Here is a 23,563-nt window from a genome sequence, read left to right as displayed (position 1 = left end):
AGTTGAGTAAGAAGCGTAAAACTGACGATACGAAAAGGAACTACAAGACGAGGTTGGTAGATATGGGCAAATCGATGATCCGCGAACTCGCGAAGGCTGCACCGATCACGGTGCTTTTCCACACGGTAGGCATCGACGCACTGTCCCTGTAACGTCCCATAATCCACCCATGCAACAATTCAGCGCCGGCCCGATGGGCCGGCCTTTTTTTGGCAAGGTCAGCATACCATTCGGCATAGGGGCCGGTGCGGGCGAGATGTCGGTTCAGATCGGGTGCGCCGTCGTCCCACCAGACCGGGCCGCGTTCACCGAGGGCGACCTTCGCACGCTCCACATCCTCATGGGCGGTCGCTTCCCCCGCCGCATCGCCATTGCGCTTGGCGATACCGACGGCGCGGCGCGCCGCCATCAATTCCTTCACGAGGCGGTCGAGTTCGCCGGGAGACAGCGAAGGGTTGCTCGTCCGCCAGAGCCGTCCGCGCACCACGAAATAGCGACCGTCAGGCGTGGTCGGATATTTGCGCTCTCTCATTCCCTGCGATCTTTGTGGGACAGGCTGCGAAAGGTGATCGACCAGCGGGGCTTATCCATCCGCGCTATGCTGTGCTCCCATTCATACCGAACGTCGCCGGACAGCTGATAAATCGACCGTGGCGCGAGATCGGCCTTGGCGCGCTCGAACCCGGCTCCGCTTCGCCGACGCAGTCGCAATGTCGCGCCATGGCCCAACGAGATGCCAACGACGTGCTCGAACACCGGCCGATCCTTATGCCAGCCAATTCCCGCACCGGGATCGTATCGGATCAGCAGAGCCTGGACGAGATCGTCGGGAGCGAGACTGGCGAACTTTGCGGCGCGCGCTTTCACCGCGCCAAGCCAATCGGGCATCGGCTCGGTGGGCGCGAATGTGCCTCGCTCGAAATCGTAGCTCCAGCCATAAGAGCGGGTGAGCCGCTTGCCGGTCCATTGCTGGAAACGGAATGGGCTGAGACTGGTGTCATCGATGCACGCGATTAGCGCAGCCTCTTCCGCCGGCGTGATGATGTCGTCGCGCATCGACAGACCCGACACGGCCGGTGTGTCGAACAGATCGAGCATGGTATTCATTTTCGCCATGCTCGTCCGCCCTCCGTGCCCCCCGCGGCGCGCAGCATGTCCCCGAGCGGACGGCCCCCGATCGTGCAGGCCGCGACCACGCGATCGTAGCTGCGGCGACCCGCGCGGCACACCAACGTCCGTCCCATGGCGACACGTTGGAGGCGGCTCTTTGCTTCAGCACCGCCGGCCTCGTGCAACTCCGGCGCGTAGAAATCGGCAAGTCTGATCTCGATCCAACGGTCGGGCCGATTGGCCGGGCCGAGGCACAGGCCATCGCCGTCGCCTACATAGCGGACGACACCGGAGAAGGTCGTCCCTTTCGTTGGCAGCACACCTTCGCACGGGTCTGCCAGAGCCGGGGCGGTCCAGACGCCGGCGGTACAAGCGACGATGATGGCAGTGAGACGAGCGGTCATGGACAGGCCTATGTAAGGAGGGGGCGGCGTCATTTCACTGTGCCGCCCTGCGTGCGGATCTGCCGGACGATGCCGTTATAGGCGGCGTGCAGTCCCTGACTGCGGCCGATCTCGTGATCTGAGCCGGCCGCCTCCCAGAACGACACGAGCCAGTCGTCAGAGCACCATGGTCGCAGATCCCAGAGCGCCAGCGCCACACCACGGCTCTGGGTCTTGCCAGTCGCTCGTGTGGCTTCGCGCAGGACATTGAGAGCACGCCGGATCGTCCCCGCCTTGCGCGTTGCCGTATCAATGGAAGTCATGGCTGCGGATACGGACGAGTTCTTCCTCGGTGAGCACGGCGTTGAACGGCGGATAAGACAGTGTTCGGCCGCGCGGGAGACCCGGATCGCGAGGATCGGGGCCTCCGCCATGGGTCGCCCCATCGCCATGGCCCGGCATCACGCGGAATTCACGCCCGGCGATCGAGCGCAGCATCGCATCATGATCGGTGATGCGATCACAGATGACATGGATGACTTCGCCTTCCTTCTGCAGCTTGCCACGCATCGCGATCATCGACGATGACATGACCTGACGGCGATAGATCTCGAACCGATTGGGCCAGAGGATACCCTGCGCGACGCCGGTTTCGTCCTCGATGGTCACGAACAGGACACCCTTCGCAGAGCCCGGCCGTTGGCGCACGAGGATGACGCCCGCGACCTCGACGTTGCGCCCGTCGCGGATGGTATGGAGATCAGCGCATTTGATGATGCGCATGGCTTCGAGCTCATGGCGCAGGAACTGAACGGGATGCCCGCGTAGCGACAATGCCATCGAGCGATAATCCTCCACCACCTCACGGCCTTGCGTCATGGCCCGCAGCATCACCTCGGGCTCCATGCCTTCGGGCGAAAACCCGCCCTCGCGCGCGTCGGCAGCGGCGAACAACGGCAGCGGCGCTTCACCGAGACCCTTGACCTTCCAGAGCCCCTGACGGCGGTTCTCGGCGATGCAGTGGAAGGCGTCGGCCTCGGCCAGCTTCTCGATCGCGGCGCGCGGCGTGCCGGCGCGCCGCCAGACCTCCTCGACGCTCTCATAGGGAGCAGGCCCGCGCGCGGCGACGATCGCCGCGCCATGGACGTTCGCAAGCCCCATGATCTGACCGAGGCCTAGCCGCACCGCCAAATAACGCTCGTTGGTCTTCTCCAGCGTACAATCCCAATGGCTGTGGTTGACCGAAACGGGGCGCACCTCGACGCCATGCTTGCGGGCATCGTCGACGATCTGGGCGGGAGCATAGAAGCCCATGGGCTGCGCATTGAGCAGGGCCGCACAGAACACGTCCGGATGATGATGCTTCATCCAGCATGAAGCATAGGCGATCTTGGCGAACGACGCCGCGTGGCTTTCGGGAAAACCGTAGGAGCCGAACCCCTCGATTTGTTTAAACGTCCGCTCGGCGAAGTCCTTTGGGTAGCCGCGCTCCACCATCCCGCCGACGAGCTTGTCGTAGAAATGGCTGACCCCGCCGGTAAGCTTGAAGGTCGCCATGGCACGGCGGAGCTGATCGGCCTCGACCGGGGTGAACCCGGCGCCGACGATCGCCACCTTCATCGCCTGTTCTTGAAAGAGCGGCACGCCCAACGTCTTCTCAAGCACGGCACGCAGCTCAGGCCGGGGATATTCCGGCTTCTCCTTGCCTTCGCGTCGCCTGAGATACGGATGGACCATGTCGCCCTGGATCGGGCCGGGCCGCACGATCGCGACCTCGATCACGAGATCGTAGAATTCGCGCGGCTTCATGCGCGGGAGCATCGACATCTGCGCGCGGCTCTCGATCTGGAAGACACCGAGCGTGTCCGCTTTCTGAATCATCGCATAAACTGCGGGATCATCATCCTGCAGGTCGGCCATGCCGACCGTGATGCCCTTGTCCACCTCCAGCAGGTTGAAGGCGCGGTTCATGCAGCCGAGCATACCTAGCCCAAGGACATCTACCTTCATGAACTTGAGGGCGTCGATATCGTCCTTGTCCCACTCGATGATCTGCCGGTCCTCCATCCGCGCCGGCTCGATTGGGACGAGATCGTCGAGCCGGTCCTGGGTCAGCACGAACCCGCCTGGATGCTGCGAGAGATGGCGCGGCGTGCCGATCAACTGGCGTGCCAGTTCCAAGGTCAGCTTGAGGCGATGATCCTGCGCATTGAGGTTGAGGCTCTCGACACGGTCCTGGGGAATGCCGTCCATGCTCCAGCCCCAGACGAGCCCGGTCAGCATCTTGGTCAGGTCGCGCGGCAGGCCAAGGGCTTTGCCGACCTCTGCGACCGCCCCACGGGTCCGATAACGGGTGACGACGGCGGTCAGAGCCGACCGATGGCGGCCGTAGGTCTCATATATCCACTGGATGATCTCTTCACGCCGCTCATGCTCGAAATCGACGTCGATATCCGGCGGCTCCTTACGCTCGCCGGACACGAAACGCTCGAACAGCAGCTCGTGCTGAATGGGATCGATCGAGGTGACGCCGAGCAAATAGCAGACGCAGCTATTGGCGGCGCTCCCACGCCCCTGGCACAAGATACCGCGCCGCCGGCTCTCGGCGACGATCGCATTGACGGTCAGGAAATAGGGCGCGTAGCCGAGCTTGCCGATCAGTCGCAACTCATGGTCGATCTGGTCGCGATAGCGCTGGGGGATGCCATCGGGGAACTTCGCGGTGGCGGCATCTTCCGTCAGGCACGCGAGTGCTTCCTGTGCGGTGCGTCCCTCCATCACCTGCTCATAGGGATATTGATACTGGATCTCACCGAGATCGAAGCGGCAGATGCCGGCGATGTCGGCACTGGCCTGGATCGCGTCCGGGAAGGTGGCAAAGCGCCGCTCCATTTCCTCCGGTGACTTGAGATTGCGGTCCATGAACCGTTCGCGCCGGAACCCTAATTCCTCGACTGGGCACTTCTCCCGGATCGCGCTCACAACATCCTGAAGCGGGCGGCGCTCGGGGGTGTGATAGAGCACATCGCCGGTTGCGACTGCGCGAAGCCCGGTATCACGGATCATTGCATCCAGCGCGTGCAGCCGGGCGATGTCACCGGGCCTGCGACGGAATGACAAGGCGGCATAGCTATGCACGCCGAAGACCTCGCGGACATCTCCGAGCTGCGAGGCTGTGCTCGCACTGGGCATATCCGGCACCAATATGCCGACCATATTCTCGGCATGGGCGGCGACATCGGCGAGATCGAGCAGGCAATGACCTTTGCCGCCGCGCCCCTTGCCGATCGACAAAAGCCGAGTGAGGCGCGACCAAGCTGGGCGGTCGATCGGATAGAGGAGCAGCGCATGGCCTTCGCGGGTCACGACCCGCGCACCGGGGATCATCCGGCACCCTGTCGCCTTCTGGCCGTCCCAGCCGCGCACCACGCCCGCAACTGTGCTCCAATCGGCCAGGCCGAGCGCACCGTGCCCCAGCAGCGCGGCAGCGGCGAACAGCTCCTCGGGCGAAGACGCACCGCGCAAGAAGGAAAAGTGGCTGGTGACCTGGAGTTCGACATAGGTGGCCATCAGCCGAAGATCCCATGCATATACCAAGTGAGATCGCCGGTCGGCTGATCGACGCCGTCACCACGCCGAAACACCCAGAAGCGCAGCCCTCCCTCGGCTTCGACCTGAAAATAATCGCGCACCGCCCAGAGTTCGCCGGGCCGCCGCCACCATTCGCCATGGATGCGCTCGGGACCGTCGCCGGCAATGACGCGATAGTCCTGCCGCCGCCAGGTGAACCGCCGCGGCGGATGATCGGGCAGCAGTGCAATGACATTGCGCAATGGCTCAGGCCGCGCCAGCAGCCGCGCGGGCCGCTTCCATGCCGGCCAGCCCTGTGGTTCGCTGAGCGGCGAGACCTGCCGGACCGCGCGTTCGGGCACGTCGCTTTCACGGCTTGCGATACGGAACAGCGCCGATGGTCCTGACCTTCCCACTAGCTGGTCGACAAGCGGCGCGAGATCGGGCGGGCGGGCACTATCCTCGATCAGCGCCGCGACGGAGCTGGCGCCGAGTGGCTCGCTATGTGGCACGACGAGACGCATAGTCTCGATCCCGAGCCCGGGCTCGATTTCACTGAGCCGGAGCGCAAACATGCGCTTCAGATGCTTGGCGTCACGCGTCGCGCGCGAGGCGCCGACGGCAAGGTTCTGGACTTCGCCATCGACCCGGTCGAGCGCCAAGGCGACCTTGCGCGCGCCGAGTCCGCGTTGGCGCAGCAGCGGCACCAGATCGTCGACCAGATCGGAGATGACCTGCTTGATGCTCTCGGGCGTTCCGATCGGTTCAAGCAGCCGCCGCACGACCTCTGGCTGCTCGAAGGGCGTGACCGAAATGATGGGCTCCGCGACCATCCCGCGTGCCTGATCGAGCCGCTCCACGGTCGCCAGACCAAGCCGCCGCGCCAAAGGACCGCGTGGCATCGGATAGAGATCGGCAATGCGATCCAGGCCGAAACGCGCCGCAGCGCTCAACGCTGATGCTTCGAGCCGGAGCGCTGCGAGCGGTAGCGGCGCCAAAGCCTCCGCCTCGGTGCCAGACGGCAATATCGTGATAGGCACGCCGCCATGACGCGCCAGCGCGAAGGCAGTACCCGGCGTGCCGGCGATCGCGATCGTGGCGCTAAACCCCAGCCGTTTCAGGAAGACGAGCAGGCGGCGGCAGAAGCGGTCCTCGCCGCCGAACAAATGGGTGGTGCCGGTAAGATCGAACCACAGACCGTCCGGTCCGGATACCGCCGCTATGGGGGTCCACTTGCGCACAGCATGAAGGGCAATCCGATCGAGCCAGACGCGGTCGGCGTCGGGCTCAGCGTCCAGCACGTCGATATCGGCGACCAGCGCGCGGGCGTGCGCGGCAAGCATGCCCGGCCGCAGGCCAAGCTCCAGCGCCCGCGGGCAGGCAGCGGTCACCACTTCTTTCTGGCCGCTGCGGGCGATGAGGATCGTCGGCCGGCCCCAGAGATCCGCCCAGGTCAGCGGAGCCGGCGCCGGCGATGAACCTGATACCCCATCGTCACCGCGCAAAGTCCGAAACGGATGTTCGGCCGCTTCGCTGCGCCGGCCCATCTCACGCATGGTTGGGCGCTGGTGGGCGGGCATCCGGTCGATATCGCTCTGGCTCGGCTTGCCCACCATGGCGCCGTCTCGCGCCCAGCGCGCACCCGGCCGCCAGCCACCGCCGCGCGGGACCGAGCAGGCTCCAGGATTGTCATCGATCGGAGGCGCGAGCGCCGCGGTATTAGTCCGCGCCGGCTCAGGCGGCCTGCGCGACCGCTCTCCTGCGCGCAGTCGTTCGATCGGCAGCTGCGGCAGGAAGAGCGAGGCGACCCTGTTCATCGCAGGCCTCCAGCTCGAGAGTGAATGGATTACCAGCGCGCTGGCGGACGAGTTCTACCGACCAGCGGGGCCGACCGATGCCCGGATGCGGGAGCCGCGCGGACTCCGCGCAGCCTATGCGCCAGCGGGTCATTGCTGCGGACAGCGTGTCGAGAGGACAGCGCTCGCGGGTACGATGCCGGCGATACAGCAATATCGGGGTCTTGCCGTCCGATGCCGCAAGTTGAAGCCGGCGGGTAGCGGTCATGTCAGCCGCCTTCACCTCGGCGATTACGCAGGCGAGCGAGCCATCGCGAAGGCCGTCCTCGGCCATCGCGAGCACCTGCGCGTCCTTGGTGCCCTGCGCATAGAGGATACGGTCGGGGCCGAGGCCGACCTGTTCGAGACATGGGGCGTAGAGATCGAATTTCGAGAGCGCCCAGAGAATCGTCAGACCACGTTTGCTGGCGAACCGGGCCGCGATGCCGGCAGCGAACAAGGTAGCGGCTGCGTCGTCGTTGAGGCTGGCGGTCGCAGCGGCAACCTCATGAAGCCCGGCACCGTCGAGACCATGGTCGGCAAGACGGTCGTCGATCGTGGCAACATCGAACGCTAACGCCGGCCCCCGCGTTTCACGGGCGCGCGCCACTTCGGCGCGTAGCGACGCCAAGTGCTCGGCTAAGGGCCGATCGGGCAAGGGCAAAGGTGCAGACATGGACCAGCACACGACTCGAATGTTCGCTTTATGTTCCAATGAGTCGTGCTGATCGTCAAGACGCTTGCGGCGACCAGAGGCACGCCTACGGAGTCAGAGGGCGAGCGACGGTTGCTCGGGCTCCGGTTCCGGCAACGGATAGACCTGCGTTACTTCAAGCGTGCCGCTGGGCAGATATTTGAGAAGATCCTCGGCCGGCACGTCGGGATTGAGCCAGTCGGCCCATTGCTCCGGCGCTAGCGGGATGATCTGGCGATCATGATAAGGGCCGATGTCGTCCCCTGCATCCATTGTGAGCAGAGTGAACGCTTCGCCGACTTTCGGATCGGCCTGCCAGACGCCGGCCATGCAAAACCAGCGGCGCCCCTTCATCGTGAAAAGCCACTTGTCGAGCCGTTTGTCCTTCGGGCCCGGAATGACGGGGTCGGTGAACTCATAGAAGCCGTCGCACAGGACGAGGCAGCGATTGATGCTCAGATCAGGCGGCTTGCCGCCGAACCCCTCTGTGCGAAGGTTGTAGACTGGCTTCCCGGACTTGCCCGGCCAACTCCATCGCCGGGCCACCAGCTCGCCGACGGCGCGATAATTGCCGGGCGGCTGGCCTGTCGCGCGGACGATCGGCGCAACATCGGTCATCCGGATGTCCTCACGCGGATTGTCGTCAGGCGCACCCTCGGGCGTCTCGATATTGATTTCGAGGTCTTCGAAATCTTCCATGATCGAGGCGATCTCGACCTCCTGGCGATAGTCGTTGCACATGCCGGCGGGTCAACGCTCCTTCGTCTTGCGACTCATTTGTGTTCCATATATGTTCTCGTCATGGCACTTAACCCTACACCGTTCGACTCGGATGCGGCGGAAGGCACCTCGCATCATATCATTCGTATGAAGCCGGACGGTTCTGGCAAGCAGGAGCTGGTGAACGCGCACTGGGGCACCAACCCTAGGTTCGCAGGTGGTGTCGAATATCGATTTGTCCGCTCGGAGGGGAAGATGTTTCCGAGCAATCGCTGCCAGTCCCGATGTCGAGCGCTATCAGGACCGGCATGGCGCGATGATAGAACGGCGGCAGGTCATGGACTGGCTTGGTGCTGGCGTTTCGCCAGAGGGTATGCTCGTCACCCCTCCGGCGCATGTGTTTATGGTCGAAGAGATCACAGCAAAATCTGGGAAGAGAAAGGCGATCCAGACCCAGCTTGGACTTTAGCTAGAGCAATTTTCGCGGATCGCTCGCGGAAGCATCCATCGCTTTCCGCCAAGGCAATTGCCTTCAAAAAGCGAGTTTCTTCTGTTTCGCAGGCGAGAGCGGCGCCTCCACAATCATGAAATGATTTTCGAAGGCAACAAGTAGGCTTGGATCTTTCAGCTTTTTGCAGATTGCTCTCACGTCGGCGCCAAGTTGAAGCCCGAGCGAATACCGGCTTGGCTTGACGGCCTTTTGCGCCGCTACGAACAGAGCCATGGATTTCTCGGTCAGTGGCGCTGTCGTCCAAAACTCGAAACGGACGTCGAGCTTCTTCCAGTCGGGATGCTCCCTTATTGCGTTGTAGCAGATGGGAACGTTGTGATGGAGCCAGCGCTCGAACAGCTCGTCAGGTATCGTTGCCCGCGGGCTGTAGCCCTTGCATTCAATGACCGTGATGGACTGATGTTCGCGAACAGCAACAACATCGCCTTCGGCTTCACCTTTGCCAGCCTGCTTGAACAAGCGATTCATTTTGACGTCGGGCGCGATCGACTTGCGAGCGATGTCAGCAGCGAGAAACTCAAAGAGCGTGCCGCGCAGCTGGATTGCCGCGCCCTCGATCTTGCCGAGACGACTGAACAATTCGTCGAACGCTTGGGGGTCGATGACCGCGAGTGCAGCGTTGTGCAGCACCGACGTCAGTTGGCTGAGCCCCTTGGCCACCTCCTCGCCGAAAAGGTTTTCTGGGGTAGCGGGGATGACCCCATATTGCTTCAGCAGCTTGAAAGCGTCGCGATCGAACCGGTCTGCCACCAGCACTTGCATGCACGGACCGACATTCTTCAAGCTGCGCAGCGTGACGCACTTGCGCAAAAACGGCATCGCGCCAGCCACGGTCATGTCTTCGCCGATGAACACGTCGCATGCGACAAAGCCGGGTTTAGGTTTCCCGGCAGCCGTCTGGCGAACCATGTGACCCAAATAGCAGGGTGCAGAAAGATCCCACACGAATGTGCCAACCTTCGGAAGCGCGTCGTCGGACCGTACCGCGACCTTGCCATAGCTTACGATGCCCAGCTTCTTGAGCCAGTCCTTCACCGCCGTAAGCAGAATGTCCTCAGTGATCAGACGCGCCTGCATCAATGCGGCCTGCGTTTCGTAGTGGTTCTGCCCCTGGGTCAGCGCGACGCACTCGCCAACACCAGAGACAGGGATCTTGCACAGCAAGCCTGCTTCGTTCAGCCGCATATATATGGTGTCGGGCGACAGCTGCTTGGTTTGCTTCACCGGTGCGCCGCAGACGATGGCGAACTGTCGCGCGGGGACGATACCGCCGCGTTGGCGAAGCGCGGCGAGCGCATAACCGTAAGCCGAGCGCTCTTCGAGAAGAGCCTCGATCAACCTCCCCCAAAACCAGGGCGAGCCGAACTGCTGCTGCAAATAGAGGAAACGCGCTTTGCGCGGAAACGTGATGCCAGCCAGTCGCCGGACCTCGCCACCAACACGGGATACGCGTTTACGCGCGGCTGCGGGCGTCATGCCGAACTGCTCGACGAGATAGGTCGTCACCTCATTGCTGAGGGCAGGCCCCACGTCCCTCAGCGTTTCTTCAATAGGCTCGGCCACGGTCGTCCTTTGTCACACAGCGCTATTAATAACAGGAGTACATGTCACCCGTCGTCGCGTTTTTTCAGAGCCAATCTAACTCTTTGAAAAATATTGAGTAATTCCTCGATTTTTGACGAACTTTTGCCCGAATTGTCACAGTCGCTGACACAATCGATGATTTTCAGCACCACAGAGCGGGCACGATCGCATCGTTTTTCGGAGTGGTCTGCTACAATTTACGCTACAAGCAGGTTCCGCGATCGTCTTCGCGTATGGGGTCGCGCCGATGGAGGAAGAGTATTTCGAATGGCCATGGCCGACGGGTATGGGTGCCGATCACATTTACCGGCGGCAGCTCGACCTGACCGATCTCCTGTCGAGCCGAATACCGATCTTCCTCGATACCAATTTCTGGGTGATGGCACGTCAGGCAGCATTCGGTGAAACGGATGATCCCGAACTGATTTCGCTTCTAGGCGCACTTCGGCTGGCGGTCGGTTCTGGCAAGGCGTTCTGCCCACTCACTAGTGACCTTATCGCAGAGTTCAGCAAACAATCCGCCGACCGGCTCGCGGCAACCATGGTGATTGTGGATAGCTTGAGCCTGGGTGTAGCGATGGTGCCGCATCTTGAGCGCACGGCCATCGAAAATGGAGGCGTTCAATGCACGGGCTTTCCCCACAGCCTCGCCGCAAATCCGGCCGCTCTGGACCTGCTATGCGTTTGCCTTGGGATATGAAGATCTGCATCCGCCAGGCGTCGATGTGGACGACGATCTTCTCGTTAGGCTCGCTGAAGCCGCCTGGCTCGCACAACCCTCAATATTGGCACAGCAACTACCGCCGGAAATGTTTGAGGCCCGGTTACAGAGTGAACGTATTGCTGGCCTCTTGAATGAGCAGGAGGCGCTGCACGCCCAAGAAATTGATAGCCATGCCACCGCCGTCCGCATCGAAGTTGCAGGTGCCGCAAGCATGTTGGAGGGCATAGCGGCGCGAGAATATCGGCGGATGGCGGCTGCGGCCGGCAAGCTGGCGGAAGCCAGTGATATTATTGGCAGCCGGAAGGTCGGCAAGCGTATCACCAGCATGATCGCCGAGGCACTTCAACAACGTTCAAATCAGCTGGCATTCGGCAGTCTCTACGTTCCAGCGATGTTGCACGCGTCGGTTCGATCGGAGGCAAATCGCAAGCTCAAGCCCAACGATATTTTCGACTTCAGGCATGCCGCTGCCGCGCTTCCCTACTGCCGAGCATTTCTGACCGACGGACCGCTGAAGTCGCTCATCACCAGTGGGCATGTTAAACTCGACACGCTCTATGGGTGCGAAGTCGCGGCGACGCCCAAAGAGGCCATCGATCTCATCAGCCGGCTCATCCTGTGAATGCCAAACGTGGCTTTGAGCTGTTGAGGATGCATCCTGCCATCCGACTGCGGGTATCGCCTTTGGCGCTATCATTCGTTTTTGAGGTCGGCAGACCCGCCTGTGCTGGTCAGCGATAGCGCCGCGCGATACCCCCTTCGCAAAGGGAGGAGTACATGGCGCAGATTCGCCACATCGTGATCAGCAATTTCCGGTGCATCGAAAAACTCGAATGGTTTCCATCGGCCGGCATCAATTGCCTGATCGGGCCAGGAGATGCCGGAAAATCGTCGGTCTTGGACGCGATCGATTATTGTCTCGGTGCACGCCGCACCGTCCAATTCAACGATGCCGATTTCCACGGACTCGATGTAGCGACGCCGGTCACCATCGCCATCACGATCGGCGACCTTTCCGACGCGCTCAAGAGCGTCGATACCTATGGCCAGTTCGTCCGCAGCTTCGATGCCGCCACCGGCGCGATCGACGATGAGCCGGAGGCTGGAAAGGAGACAGTCCTCACTGTTCAGCTCTCCGTCGGCAGTGATCTCGACCCCGTCTGGACGCTGATCTCCGACCGGGCCAAGGCGCAAGGTTTGTCACGCAATCTGACTTGGGGTGATCGCACGCGCTTGTCGCCCACGCGGATCGGCGCGCTGGCCGATCACAATCTCGCGTGGCGCCGTGGATCGGTTCTCAATCGCCTGACCGAAGAAAAGGCCGACACCTCAGCGGCCCTTGCTGGCGCTGCGCGTGATGCTCGCAAGGCATTCGGCGACCTAGCCGACGCGCAACTAGGCGAAACGCTCAAGCTCGTTGCCGACACTGCCAGGGAGCTCGGCATTCCTGCCGGAGACAAGCTGAAAGCAATGCTGGACGCCCATTCGGTCTCTTTCAGTGGCGGTACGGTTGCGCTTCACGGCGAAAACGGCGTGCCACTGCGCGCACTTGGCGTCGGATCGACCCGACTCCTCGTCGCCGGACTCCAGCGTAAGGCGGCCCAGGAATCGAGCGTTCTTCTCGTCGATGAGCTTGAGCACGGGCTTGAGCCGCATCGCATCATCCGTCTTTTGGGATCGATCGGTGCAAAGGAACTCCCGCCGCCGATACAGGCTTTCGTCACCACCCATTCGCCTGTCGCGCTGCGTGAACTGAGGGGCGATCAACTTTGGGTGGCGCGCAAATTGCCTGGAGCGCACAAGCTGGATCTCGTCGGCACGGCAGATCCGATCCAGGGTACGATCCGTGCTCACCCCGAGGCCTTTTTGTCGCGCTCGGTGCTGGTGTGCGAAGGCGCCAGTGAAGTTGGACTTGTCCGCGGACTGGACCTCTATTTTACCAGCTGCGGAAACCCGTCAATCAACGCAGCAGGTGTTGCGCTTGTCGATGCCGGCGGCGTCAGCAAGATTTATGGGCGCGCCAATGTTATCCGCAACCTTGGCTTTCGCGCGGCCTCGCTACGCGACGACGATGTGCAACCGGATCATGCTGAGGAAGCCCTGTTCACCTTAAACGGCGGGTCTGTTTTCAAATGGGCTCCAGCCCAGGCGCTGGAGCACGCGATCTTCTTCGGCGTCAGCGACGCAGCCGTCCACCAATTGCTCGAGCGCGCGGTCGAACTTCACGGCGAAGAGCTTATCGGCGAACATATCACAGCCGCATCGCAGAACGCGTTGACGCTGGCGGCGTGCCGCGGCCCGGTTACGCCCCAAGCACGGCAAACGCTCGCGACTGCGGCCAAATGGAAGAAGAACGCTTGGTTTAAGACCGTTACTTGGATGGAGGATGCTGCGCGGGACATCGTCGGCCCGGACTATCAAAATGCAAACCAAGATTTCCGGGCAATGATCGATGCGATTTTCCAGTGGTGCTACAGTGTCTGAGGTCGATCTGCTCGCGATCGATCGCGGCACGGTGACGGCCCCAGCCGGGTGTGGGAAGACCCATCTGATCGCTCGGGCGCTCGGTCGCCACGATGGCAAAAAGCCAATTCTCGTCCTCACACACACGAATGCCGGGGTCGCCGCGCTCCGTGCTCGGCTCGACAAGGCTGGCGTGGGGCCGAAAACCTACCGTCTCGCGACGATCGATGGTTGGTGTATGCGCTTGCTTACCCTGTTTCCCAAGCGCGGAGGCCATGATCCGGCGATCCTCGCCGTGACAAATCCGAAGGCGCATTATCCGTCAATACGTCGGGCCGCCGGCATTCTTCTGCGCGATGGGCATATCAACGATGTGCTGGCAGCGAGCTATGATCGGCTCATCGTGGATGAGTATCAGGACTGCTCGGAGGTCCAGCACGCCATCATCTACTTCGCAGCCCAGAGCTTGCGCACCTGCGTCCTTGGCGACCCGATGCAGGCGATCTTCGGATTTCAAGGCAATGCGCTGGCCGATTGGGAAAAGCAGGTCTGCACTCATTTCCCGATCGTCGCCGAGTTGAATGAGCCCTGGCGCTGGAAGAACGCCGGCGAAGAGAATTTCGGCCGCTATCTCCTGAATGTCCGGCACTCCCTCATCGCCGGTCAGGGCGTCGACCTGTCCGCCATACCTCCCAACATCAGCTGGGTGCATCTGGACGGCACCGAAGACCATCAGCGACGATTGCGCGCTGGAGCGGTTGCTGCGGCCGATGGCGAGAAAGTCTTGATCATTGCTGATTCCAAGAGCCCGAACGGGCAACGGCAGTTCGCAAGCCAGATCCACGGGGCGGTCACGGTGGAGAATGTCGACATGCGGGATCTGGTGACGTTTGGCGAAGGCCTAGATCTCACGTCGCCCGGACTGCTCCAGCATGTTGTGGAGTTTGCGACCACGGTGATGACCAACACAGGCGGCGCGAATTTGCTCAGCAGGATTGCGACCTTGCGGGCTGGACGAGAGCGCCGTCCCGCGTCTCCGGTCGAGACCATTGCGCTGCAGCTAGTGAACGCCCCGTCCTACCACCTAGTGGCCGATCTTCTGGTTGAGATCGGCCGCGAGCACGGGGTACGGACCCATCGGCCTGCAATCCTGCGCGGCGCGCTCCGTATGCTGAAGAGCTGCGGCGACACCGCAGGTGTCGTCCCAGCCGAGGCGGCCGTTCATGAGCGCGAACGCTCACGGCTAATTGGGCGGCCGCTCGCGAAGCGCACGGTCGGAAGCACCTTGTTGCTGAAGGGGCTCGAGGCGGATACCGCGGTCATTCTCGACCCGAGCGATATGGATCGCCGACATCTCTATGTCGCGATGACCCGCGGCGCCAAACGGCTGATTATCTGTTCCCGGACCACACACTTGGGCCTACGATAGTATGAGCAGCCTTCGTCCCATCGATTTCCGATTTATCGAAGAGCTGGTCGAGTTCGTCCGCGGACGCGGCTATGTTCTTCACTTCTCGGATGCGAGCTTTTCCGAATTCTTCGCAACCGAACTCGATATCGACATCGACGATGCAATCTATGCTGACGATGGTGGTTCAAAGGGCAAGCGGCTGCGCTGTTTTTTGCGAAAGGTCGATAACGCAACTGCGGCCCGCACATTACAAGCGATGTGGGAGTATCGCCGCGAACATCTTTATTCCACCGGCACCACGGATCCGGTCGCCAACGCCGAAGGCCGGTTCCTGACCTTGATCGCCAAGCTTAACGGTGAAGCCTCTCCGGCATCGGACGTACCGCCTAAGCGCGCATTCAACACTGAGCAAATGGCCGGCTTACGCTCTGAACTATATGAATTGAGAAATCTGGCGCCTCAACCACGAGGCTACGCCTTCGAGGCGTTTCTAAAGCGCGCGTTCGATCTCTTCGGCCTGCAAACGCGCGAGCCATTCCGCAATATCGGCGAGCAAATCGACGGCAGCTTCCTGCTCGACGACCAAATCTATCTTCTTGAAGCGAAGTGGGTCCAGCAACCGGTTGGCGTCGAAACTCTCCATGCGTTTCACGGTAAGCTCGACAAGGCAGCTTGGACGCGGGGTGTGCTGGTCAGCTATAATGGTTTCTCGGCCGACGGGCTGGCAGCGTTCGGACCGGCGAAACGTCTTATCTGCGTGGAAGGCCGTGACCTCTACGACGCGTTCGAAAGACAGGTGCCGCTCGCCGACTTGCTAAGAGCGAAGGTTCGCCGTGCGGGCGAGACAGGTGCGCCCTTCGTGCCGTTCACCGCGTTGTTTCCTTGATCTTTGAATTCATCCGGCCGCTGGGCGGCAGATGCCTCCGCGAAGGATCGAGTGTGGGACTGGGAACCGGCGATCGCGGGCTGGCCGCTGGCATTCAAGGTCATCACCGTTTCGGCCAATCCCGACGTCGCTCGCTATCAGGATCGGCATGGCGCGATGATCGAGCGCAGGCAGGTGATGGATTGGCTGGACGCGAGACTGCCAGTTGAGGATTTGCTAGTGACACCGCCGGCCCATGTTTCTTCGTCGAAGATATCGGAGGGAAGTCGGGCAAGACCAAGGCGGTGCAGAAGCATCTAACCCTTGAGCGGGCGGCCAAAGCACGCTGGTGACAAAGTAAGCTGGAGGGGATGAGATATGGGCGCCATCGATAAGGCCAGCGCCGCCGAGCGCATGCTGGTGAGCGCAATCCTCATGCGAGAACGGGGTGAGGACGCTCTCGCGATCCACGTTGTTGCCGCTTCGGCCCTGAACGTCTTGCGCGACCTGATCGAGAAGAAGGGCGACGACTATGTCGAACAGACGCTCAAGGTCGGCGCATTCACGATCGCGACGGCGCGGCGCAACGGAGACGAGGTGAAACTGCCCACTAATGCGGTGATGGACGCTGTCATCGAAGCGGTCTCGCAGGGCATCGAGAGCGGCGAGGTGACGCAGGCATCGGACTTGACCGTGACGCTGTCCGCGGGGGAGCGTAGGAGCTTGTTGAACTACATCGTGAAGCCGTACAACTTCCTGAAACACGCCGACCGGGATCCACTCGCCACGCTCGATGATAGCGACATCGATCCCGATGGGGCCATCGCTCATGCCCTGCACGCCGTGACCTTGGTTAGCCCCGGCAAGGGACTGCCCGACGAGATCAAACCCTACTTGGAGCGGCATGACTTGTTGGCAGCTATTGCCGATAGCGCTGGCGGATGACCAAGCTATCGGCAACGGGCTGGCTGACCTGCATGCAGTCGGCTAGGCCGCCTTCATTCGCGACGGAAATCTGAAATCCGCGGCGACTGGCGATGGAAGCCGCCGGCGGCTATGCTCACCCATCACCTTCGATGGCCGTTCGCTCAGCTCTTCAGGATCGGGCAGGCCGTCGGTGAGCATCGCGGCCCAGGAAAGCGCCAGTTCGCGACGTCTCGGCATATAGGCTGCGCGATTGTAGGCGCCCTCGACCTTGCCGGTTGGAACGTGGGCCAGCATCAGGTCGATAACCTTGCGGTCATGTTCCTTGCCCTCGCGCTCGGCCCACTCATTCATGATCGTCGAGAAGGCAGCGCGAAAGCCGTGAGGCACATGATGTCCGTGATAGCCAGCGCGATTGAGCAGATACCCGATCGCGTTTTCGCTCATCGGTCGATGCGTATGGCGGTTGCTCGGGAACAGCAGCGGTCCGCAGCCGGTCAGGGGCCAGAGCGCCTTCAACACGGCGATGGCTTGGGGCGTGAGCGGCACCAGATGGTCTCCGTTCAGTTCATCCTTGCGATCAAGGTCGCCCTTCATGCGGGAGGAGGGGATGCGCCATAGCGGCTCAGGGCCGTTCAGCCCCTCAAACTCGACCCATTCCGCGCCGCGAAGTTCGCTCGGGCGCACCGCGGTCAATGCCAGCAGCCGGAGCGCCAGGCGGGTTACGGGGCGTGCATAGTCCTCTTCGGCCGCGATAATCATTTTCCGCAGAGGAACGAGGTCCGTGATTGCGGGTTGCCGACCCTTCCGGAGCGGTTTGAGGACGGCTCCAAGCTTTTCGGCTGGATCGTCCTTCACGATCCCCTGCGCTATCCCGTAGACGAACACGGCCGAGATGCGCTGGCGAATGCGTTTTGCCGTCTCAATCGAGCCGCGCGCCTCGACCTCCCGAAGCACGGCGAGGACCAGCGGGGGTGTCAGTTGCCCGATCGGCAACTCGCCGATGGTCGGGAAGACGTCACGTTCAAGGCTGCGGATCACGTCGGCGGCATGGACGGACGCCCATTGCGCTTTAGCGTTCTCATGCCATTCACGTGCGACCTTTTCGAACGTCTGGCGCGCAGCTTCCATCGTCGCTTCGATCTTGAGCTTCTTGACCACATTCGGGTCGTGCCCTTCGGCGAGCAGACCTGCAGCTTCGTCGCGCTTCATCCGCGCGTCGGACAGCGAGACTTGCGGGTAGGCACCGAAGGCGAGGGTCTTCTGCTTGCCATCATAGGCGTAGCCGTAGCGCCACAGCTTCCCGCCACTCGGCGTTACGAGAAGGAAGAGGCGATTGGCATCGGACAGTTTGTAGGATTTGGGGCGGGGTTTGGCCGCGCGGACCTTCGCATCACTCAGCATTTTGGCATCTCCAGAAATACCACGTTTTTCGACCGTCGATGCCACGAATCAGTCCCTCGATTTAAGTGGAGGCACATGGATCGCTATGGCCAAGCCGGTGAGCTAAGCGTCGGTATTCACGGAGAAAAAGTCGATATTGGTGGACTTTTGCGGACCCCTAAAAACAGGGGTCTGGCGGAGCGGGAGGGATTCGAACCCTCGATACGCTTTTGGCGTATACTCACTTTCCAGGCGAGCGCCTTCGACCACTCGGCCACCGCTCCGCGTGCACTGGAAGGGGGCCCCTAGCGTGCGGCGGGGGGTTACGCAAGACGTGCGGGCGTGGCATCGAGCGATTATGGTTCGACGGGTCATGATGTTGGGTTGCGGACTCCTCACGATCGGGGGTGGCGTGGGCTTTTCCGCCTTTGCGGAAGCAGGGTCTGATGGCGGCTCGAAGCCGGCACTGGCCGCAAAGACGCCCGCGCAGGTGGTTGCAGGGGCGCAGCCGGGCGAGTGGATAGCGATTCCGGCGGAGGATCTGCTTATCCTGGAGCTTTCCCCCGCTGTTGCCGTGCCGCTACAAGAAGCTGCGCCTGAAGCGGCATCTGTGGAAACATCAAAGGGAGGGGCGGCCGTCGCCGCTCCGTCTTCGCCGGTTGCCGAGCGGGACAGCATTACACCGCGGGATATCGTAGTGACCGGGCCGGTTGCGCCTGCGATTGCACTTCAGCGGGTCGTGATCCAGTTAATCGGGCCGCCATACTCGCAAGGCTGGGTTTCGAACATTCGGTTGCTGGCCGCGCAGCATTGGTGGGACGGGTTGGCCATCGTCCGGGTTCAAGACAACTACGTCGTGCAGTGGGGTGATCCGGACGCGGCTGAGCCAGGGCTGGCGCGCGCGCTGCCCTCGCACCTCCAGAAAATGCCGCCGGCGGACTACGTGGCGGGTAAGCCGGGCGAGTGCGGACGCTTTGCCGAAATCTGCCCCCCGCAGTCGCTAGGCTACTTCACCACCGACGCGATAAAGGACGCCTATGCCGATAGCGCCGGCTTCGTGGCGGGCTGGCCGGTGGCGGTGCGGGGGGCGCGTAGCTGGCCGGCGCATTGCTACGGCACGGTCGGCGTGGGCCGCGAGAATTCGCCCGATACAGGTAGCGGGGCGGAGCTATATGCCGTGATCGGCCAGGCGCCGCGCCAGCTGGACCGCAATATTGCCGTGGTGGGCCGCGTGATCGAAGGCATGGAGCATCTCTCTTCACTTCCACGCGGAACGGGCGATCTGGGCTTCTATGAAAAGGCGGAGCAGCGCGCGCGCATCGTCTCGATCCGGCGTGGGAGCGATGTGCCGGACTTGCCCGGGTTTGAGTATCTTTCAACCACCAGTCCCAGTTTCGCGACATATGTACAGGCGCGCGCGAACCGGCAGGATGCCTTCTATGTGCAGCCGGCCGGCGGGGTGGATGTGTGCAACGTACCGGTGCCAGTGCGACGTGTGGCAGTGCCGGAGGTGGCGCCGGTGAAAAAAAGGCGCTGATCGTCCGGTTTTGAAGTCCACCCGGAGGCCTTGGCTGCGCAACCGGTGTCTCGACTTCGCTCGATCCGAGCGGGGGCTTGTTTAAGCTCGTAAGACATCCCGCCGCAGTGGAATCCCTAAATGCGCTGTGCTTCGGAGACGGCGTCGCTGGCGCGCAGGGAGCCGATGATGCGTGTCAGGTGCGCCAAGTCAGACACCTCCATATCCACCTCGTACGTGCCGAATGGCTCGTCGCGCTGGACCATCTGCAGGTTGACCACGTTGGCGCGATTGCGGGCGAGAATGTCAGTAACTTCCGCCAACGTACCGGGGCGGTTGTAGAGCACCAAGTGCAGGCGACCGATCGCACCAGTGGTGCGCTCTCCCCATGATACGTCCAGCCAATCGGCATCGACGCCGCTGGCCAGCGTCATGCAATCGATGGTGTGCACTTCCACCTTCTGATCGGAGCGGCGCAGGCCGACGATGCGATCACCCGGCACCGGGTGGCAGCATTCGGCCAAATGGAAGCCCATGCCGGGCGTGAGGCCCTTGATCGAGATCGCCTGCTCCTGCACCGGCCAATCGATGTCCTCGGGCAGTTCCGCAGTGCTGCCGGGGCATATCGCTTCCATCACCTGCCGGTCCGTCAGGCGGGCTGAGCCGATTGCGACCATCAGTTCCTCCTCGTCCCGCAGGCCAAGGCGACCGACGCCGGCCGAGATCGCCTTCTTGCCGATCTTGCCAGGCAGGCGCGAGATAATCTCGTCCAGCAAGGTCGAGCCGATGGCGGCGATTTCCTGCCGCTCCTTGGCGCGCACGGCGCGGCGGATGGCAGCACGTGCCTTGCCGGTCACGACAAAGCCCAGCCACGCCAGCTGTGGCTCGGTATGCGTGCTGCGCACGACTTCCACGACGTCCCCGTTGGCCAGGCGCGTTCGCAGCGGCACGAGGCGACCATTGATCTTCGCCCCCACTGCGGAGTTACCCAGCTTGGTGTGGACCGCATAGGCAAAGTCCACCGCGGTCGAACCCTTGGGCAACTGGTGCAGCGCACCCTTGGGCGTAAAGGCGAAGATGCGATCGGCGTAGATCGCCAGCTTGGTATGCTCCAGCAGTTCTTCGGCATCGTGGCTGGCATCGACGATCTCGATCAGATCGCGCAGCCAGCCGACCTGGCCGTCGGGCCTGATGGCGCTGCCAGGCTTGTCTCCACCCTGCTTGTAGGCCCAGTGCGCTGCCAGGCCGAACTCGTTGGTGCGGTGCATCTCACGGGTGCGAATCTGCACCTCCATGCGCATCGAATTTTCGTAGATCAAAGCCGTGTGCAGCGATTTGTAGCCGTTGTTCTTGGGCGTTGAGATGTAGTCCTTGAATCGCCCTGGGATCATCTGCCAGGTCTGGTGCAGGATGCCGAGCGCCCTGTAGCAATCCCCTGGCGTGTCCACCAGGACGCGAAACGCCATGATGTCAGTGATCTGTTCGAACGTAACGTGGCGCTCGCTCATCTTGCGCCAGATCGAATAAGGGTGCTTTTCCCGGCCCGCCACTTCGACGACAAGTCCCGCCTCGGCCAGCGCCTGGCGAACGGCGAACGCGATGGCGTCCACCTGCCCGCCTTCCTGGTTGCGGATCTGCGCCAGGCGACCGGTGATGATGGCGTAGGCCTCGGGCTCCAGCTGCTCGAACGCCAGCAACTGCATTTCACGCATGTATTCGTACATGCCCACGCGCTCGGCCAGGGGCGCGTAGATATCCATGGTCTCACGCGCAATCCGGCGGCGCTTGTCTTCACTCTTGATGAAGTGAAGCGTGCGCATGTTGTGCAGCCGATCCGCCAGCTTGACCAGCAGGACACGCAGGTCCTCGCTCATCGCCAGCAGGAACTTGCGCAAGTTCTCCGCCGCCCGCTCATTCTCGGGCATGGCCTCGATCTTGGAGAGCTTGGTGACGCCATCGACCAAACGGGCCACTTCGGGGCCGAACTTTTGCTCGATCTCCTCCACGGTGACGAGCGTGTCCTCGACGGTATCGTGCAGCAGCGCAGTGATGATGGTCTGCTGATCCAGCTTCAGCTCGGTCATCAGGCCGGCCACCTCTATCGGGTGGCTGAAATAGGGATCGCCGCTGGCGCGCTTCTGGCTGCCGTGCTTCTGCACGGTATAAACATAGGCGCGGTTCAGCAGGGCCTCGTCGGCCTCTGGCGCATACTCAAGGACACGTTCGACAAGTTCGTACTGGCGCAGCATTCCCGAACCACCATGTGGCATTTTTCCCCACGGCGGCAAGGGTTATGTGCGCTGGCGCGATCCTCCGGAGTCTGCCCCGTTCCCTAGAACAGGCCGGGCACGTCCAGCTGCGCCGCGTTCGGCTTGGCAGGACGCAGCAGGTGCATGCCCGAACCGGCTGTGGCAGAGGCACTGGCGGTGCTGGAAATCGGGGTGCAGGAACGCCCCGCCAGGAAGCCTAGCGCGGCGCTGATGGATTGCTCCTGCGGATCGCCCAACGACCGGAAGATATCATCGCCCGCCTGGCAGGTGACCGCCATCTGGCTGGCGAGGCCAGAATAGTACTCACCCTGCCGCGCGGAGTTCTCAGTTTTCAGGGCGACGGCGCGCAAGCGGTCGTCGCATTCCGAACGGTCGAGAGCGATCTGTCCTACCGGCTTGCCAAAGGTGTTGTCACCGATCAGCGCGACGTTGTTGCCCAGGAACGGACGTTGCGCGTTGATCACCAGCTCGCTGGCGGACGCGGTGCGCCGTGTGCCGATGAACGCAACCTTCGTGGCGGCGATCGCCTGCGGTTGCGAACCGATGATGTTGGTGACGTTCTGGCTCGCCTTGGAAGGCCGGAACGTTTCGTAACTCAGCACTTGGCCGGCGCGTTGGGCGTTCAGCAATTCGCTGAACAGGTTCGCCACAGAGATCAGGCCGCCGCCGTTATAGCGCAAGTCCACGATCACTTCGGTGACCCCTTGCGCCTTGAAATTGGAAAAAGCTTCGCGCAGCGCTCGGTCAGCAGGGCCAACGAAAGTCCGCAAGTTGATGTAGCCCACCTTGCGGCCACCATCGTCGATGATCCTGGTGCCGAAGCGCGAGGAGATCGGCGGAATATCGAACGGACGCTTGATGATCGAAATAGTGATCACCGCAGAGTTCGGCTGACGGATCTGCAGGACGCGGGCGGTTCCCTCGGTATCGGGGCCCAAGGCATCGGACACCGCGTCCCATCCGCCCGCCTTCACCAGATCGGGTATCGTGCGAAGATTGCTGTTGCTGGTGCCGATCGCCAGGATTTCCGTTCCGCGATCGAGACCCGCCGACAGGCCCGGCGCACCTTCGTAGGCGTCCACCACAAACAGCTTGGGATCGGAATAGGCCTGGAACTGCACGCCGAACCCGGCCGAGGTGCCGCTGGAATAGAAAGCGTCCTCTTCCTTGATCGACGTCACGTGCGTGAAAAAGCGATCCTGCCGCTTGGCGCGCGCAGGTGCCACCAGAGCATCGACGTAATCATTGAGATCGCTGAAGCTGGCTGGGTTGAGGCCCTGCGCCAGATCGTCCGGAAACAGGTACCACTCGTTCAGCTGCCCCAGCGCCCATTGCTGGCGCGAGCCAAGAGAGCAGGCCGCGGAGGGAGTCGGCGTCGGACTGGGTGAAGGACTGGGCGATGGCGCCGGGCTGGCGGTGCCGCCAGAGCTGAAGGAACCGCCATCCCCGCCCCCGCCGCACCCGGACAACAGGGCCAGCGCCGCCATAGCCGAAGTGAACGTGCCCCTGTGCTTCATACCCGCCCTCAATGCCCTTGGGCATCAGGATTAGCGGCTGATATGCCCAAGTCAAAGCAGGTTATGTGACAGTCCGGAGTTTG

At 62.3% G+C, this 23,563-nt stretch carries 19 protein-coding genes and 1 tRNA gene; 7 read left to right on the top strand and 13 right to left on the bottom strand.

Annotated features, from left to right (window positions below; genetic code table 11):
- Positions 1-40 precede the first annotated feature (40 nt).
- The 9 genes from GGR39_RS17480 to GGR39_RS14540 form a co-directional block, all read right to left on the bottom strand.
- On the bottom strand, positions 41-532 hold the full coding sequence (locus tag GGR39_RS17480; protein ID WP_343055901.1) for a hypothetical protein: 492 nt from the start codon (positions 530-532) through the stop codon (positions 41-43).
- Positions 529-1,116, bottom strand: a complete 588-nt coding sequence (locus GGR39_RS14575) for an alpha-ketoglutarate-dependent dioxygenase AlkB (protein WP_343055900.1) — start codon at positions 1,114-1,116, stop codon at positions 529-531. The genes GGR39_RS17480 and GGR39_RS14575 overlap by 4 nt, the downstream gene beginning before the upstream one ends.
- On the bottom strand, positions 1,104-1,514 hold the full coding sequence (locus GGR39_RS14570) for a thermonuclease family protein (RefSeq protein ID WP_183617976.1): 411 nt from the start codon (positions 1,512-1,514) through the stop codon (positions 1,104-1,106). The genes GGR39_RS14575 and GGR39_RS14570 overlap by 13 nt, the downstream gene beginning before the upstream one ends.
- Before the next feature lie 29 nt (positions 1,515-1,543).
- On the bottom strand, positions 1,544-1,816 hold the full coding sequence (locus GGR39_RS14565; RefSeq protein WP_183617975.1) for a hypothetical protein: 273 nt from the start codon (positions 1,814-1,816) through the stop codon (positions 1,544-1,546).
- Positions 1,803-5,063, bottom strand: coding sequence for an error-prone DNA polymerase (locus GGR39_RS14560; RefSeq protein ID WP_183617974.1), 3,261 nt, complete (start codon positions 5,061-5,063; stop codon positions 1,803-1,805). Before GGR39_RS14560 ends, GGR39_RS14565 begins: the two co-directional genes overlap by 14 nt.
- Complete coding sequence (locus tag GGR39_RS14555) at positions 5,063-6,880, bottom strand: Y-family DNA polymerase (RefSeq protein WP_183617972.1); 1,818 nt, start codon at positions 6,878-6,880, stop codon at positions 5,063-5,065. The genes GGR39_RS14560 and GGR39_RS14555 overlap by 1 nt, the downstream gene beginning before the upstream one ends.
- Positions 6,798-7,574 (bottom strand): ImuA family protein, encoded by a 777-nt coding sequence (locus GGR39_RS14550; protein WP_183617970.1) that lies wholly within the window; start codon positions 7,572-7,574, stop codon positions 6,798-6,800. Before GGR39_RS14550 ends, GGR39_RS14555 begins: the two co-directional genes overlap by 83 nt.
- 93 nt (positions 7,575-7,667) lie before the next feature.
- Positions 7,668-8,333, bottom strand: a complete 666-nt coding sequence (locus GGR39_RS14545; RefSeq protein ID WP_183617968.1) for an SOS response-associated peptidase family protein — start codon at positions 8,331-8,333, stop codon at positions 7,668-7,670.
- A 511-nt stretch (positions 8,334-8,844) separates the two neighbouring features.
- Positions 8,845-10,386 (bottom strand): hypothetical protein, encoded by a 1,542-nt coding sequence (locus GGR39_RS14540; protein ID WP_183617966.1) that lies wholly within the window; start codon positions 10,384-10,386, stop codon positions 8,845-8,847.
- A gap of 268 nt (positions 10,387-10,654) precedes the next feature.
- Here GGR39_RS14540 and GGR39_RS14535 point away from each other — a divergent pair, with 268 nt between their 5' ends.
- The 6 genes from GGR39_RS14535 to GGR39_RS14510 all read left to right on the top strand — a co-directional run bounded on the left by GGR39_RS14535 (position 10,655) and on the right by GGR39_RS14510 (position 16,815).
- Positions 10,655-11,107 carry a hypothetical protein gene (locus tag GGR39_RS14535; protein ID WP_183617964.1) on the top strand — a complete coding sequence of 151 codons (453 nt, stop codon included), beginning with the start codon at positions 10,655-10,657 and terminating at the stop codon, positions 11,105-11,107.
- Positions 11,108-11,132: 25 nt separating this feature from the next.
- Positions 11,133-11,753: a hypothetical protein gene (locus GGR39_RS14530; protein WP_183617962.1), complete on the top strand. Its 621-nt coding sequence runs from the start codon at positions 11,133-11,135 to the stop codon at positions 11,751-11,753.
- Positions 11,754-11,908: 155 nt separating this feature from the next.
- Positions 11,909-13,615, top strand: a complete 1,707-nt coding sequence (locus GGR39_RS14525) for an ATP-dependent nuclease (protein ID WP_183617960.1) — start codon at positions 11,909-11,911, stop codon at positions 13,613-13,615.
- Positions 13,608-15,023, top strand: a complete 1,416-nt coding sequence (locus GGR39_RS14520) for a UvrD-helicase domain-containing protein (protein WP_221226157.1) — start codon at positions 13,608-13,610, stop codon at positions 15,021-15,023. Before GGR39_RS14525 ends, GGR39_RS14520 begins: the two co-directional genes overlap by 8 nt.
- 1 nt (position 15,024) lies before the next feature.
- Complete coding sequence (locus GGR39_RS14515) at positions 15,025-15,891, top strand: restriction endonuclease (protein WP_183617956.1); 867 nt, start codon at positions 15,025-15,027, stop codon at positions 15,889-15,891.
- Between the two features lie 357 nt (positions 15,892-16,248).
- Positions 16,249-16,815, top strand: a complete 567-nt coding sequence (locus GGR39_RS14510; protein ID WP_183617954.1) for a hypothetical protein — start codon at positions 16,249-16,251, stop codon at positions 16,813-16,815.
- Between the two features lie 42 nt (positions 16,816-16,857).
- Here GGR39_RS14510 and GGR39_RS14505 read toward each other — a convergent pair whose 3' ends face one another.
- Together GGR39_RS14505 and GGR39_RS14500 are read right to left on the bottom strand one after the other, a co-directional pair.
- On the bottom strand, positions 16,858-18,243 hold the full coding sequence (locus tag GGR39_RS14505) for a tyrosine-type recombinase/integrase (protein ID WP_343055899.1): 1,386 nt from the start codon (positions 18,241-18,243) through the stop codon (positions 16,858-16,860).
- A 127-nt stretch (positions 18,244-18,370) separates the two neighbouring features.
- Positions 18,371-18,461, bottom strand: a tRNA-Ser gene (locus tag GGR39_RS14500).
- Positions 18,462-18,535: 74 nt separating this feature from the next.
- On the opposite strand from GGR39_RS14500, the gene GGR39_RS14495 reads away from it, so the two are divergent.
- Positions 18,536-19,714, top strand: a complete 1,179-nt coding sequence (locus GGR39_RS14495; RefSeq protein ID WP_343055898.1) for a peptidylprolyl isomerase — start codon at positions 18,536-18,538, stop codon at positions 19,712-19,714.
- A 116-nt stretch (positions 19,715-19,830) separates the two neighbouring features.
- Here GGR39_RS14495 and GGR39_RS14490 read toward each other — a convergent pair whose 3' ends face one another.
- Both GGR39_RS14490 and GGR39_RS14485 read right to left on the bottom strand, forming a co-directional pair.
- Entirely contained in the window at positions 19,831-21,942 is a 2,112-nt protein-coding gene (locus tag GGR39_RS14490; RefSeq protein WP_183617952.1) for a RelA/SpoT family protein, read from the bottom strand.
- Positions 21,943-22,025: 83 nt separating this feature from the next.
- Positions 22,026-23,480 (bottom strand): S41 family peptidase, encoded by a 1,455-nt coding sequence (locus GGR39_RS14485; protein ID WP_246388765.1) that lies wholly within the window; start codon positions 23,478-23,480, stop codon positions 22,026-22,028.
- Positions 23,481-23,563: the final 83 nt, after the last annotated feature.

The sequence above is a fragment of the Novosphingobium fluoreni genome, assembly GCF_014196615.1.
GTDB lineage: Bacteria > Pseudomonadota > Alphaproteobacteria > Sphingomonadales > Sphingomonadaceae > Novosphingobium > Novosphingobium fluoreni.
This window is presented reverse-complemented; position numbering and strand designations above follow the sequence as displayed.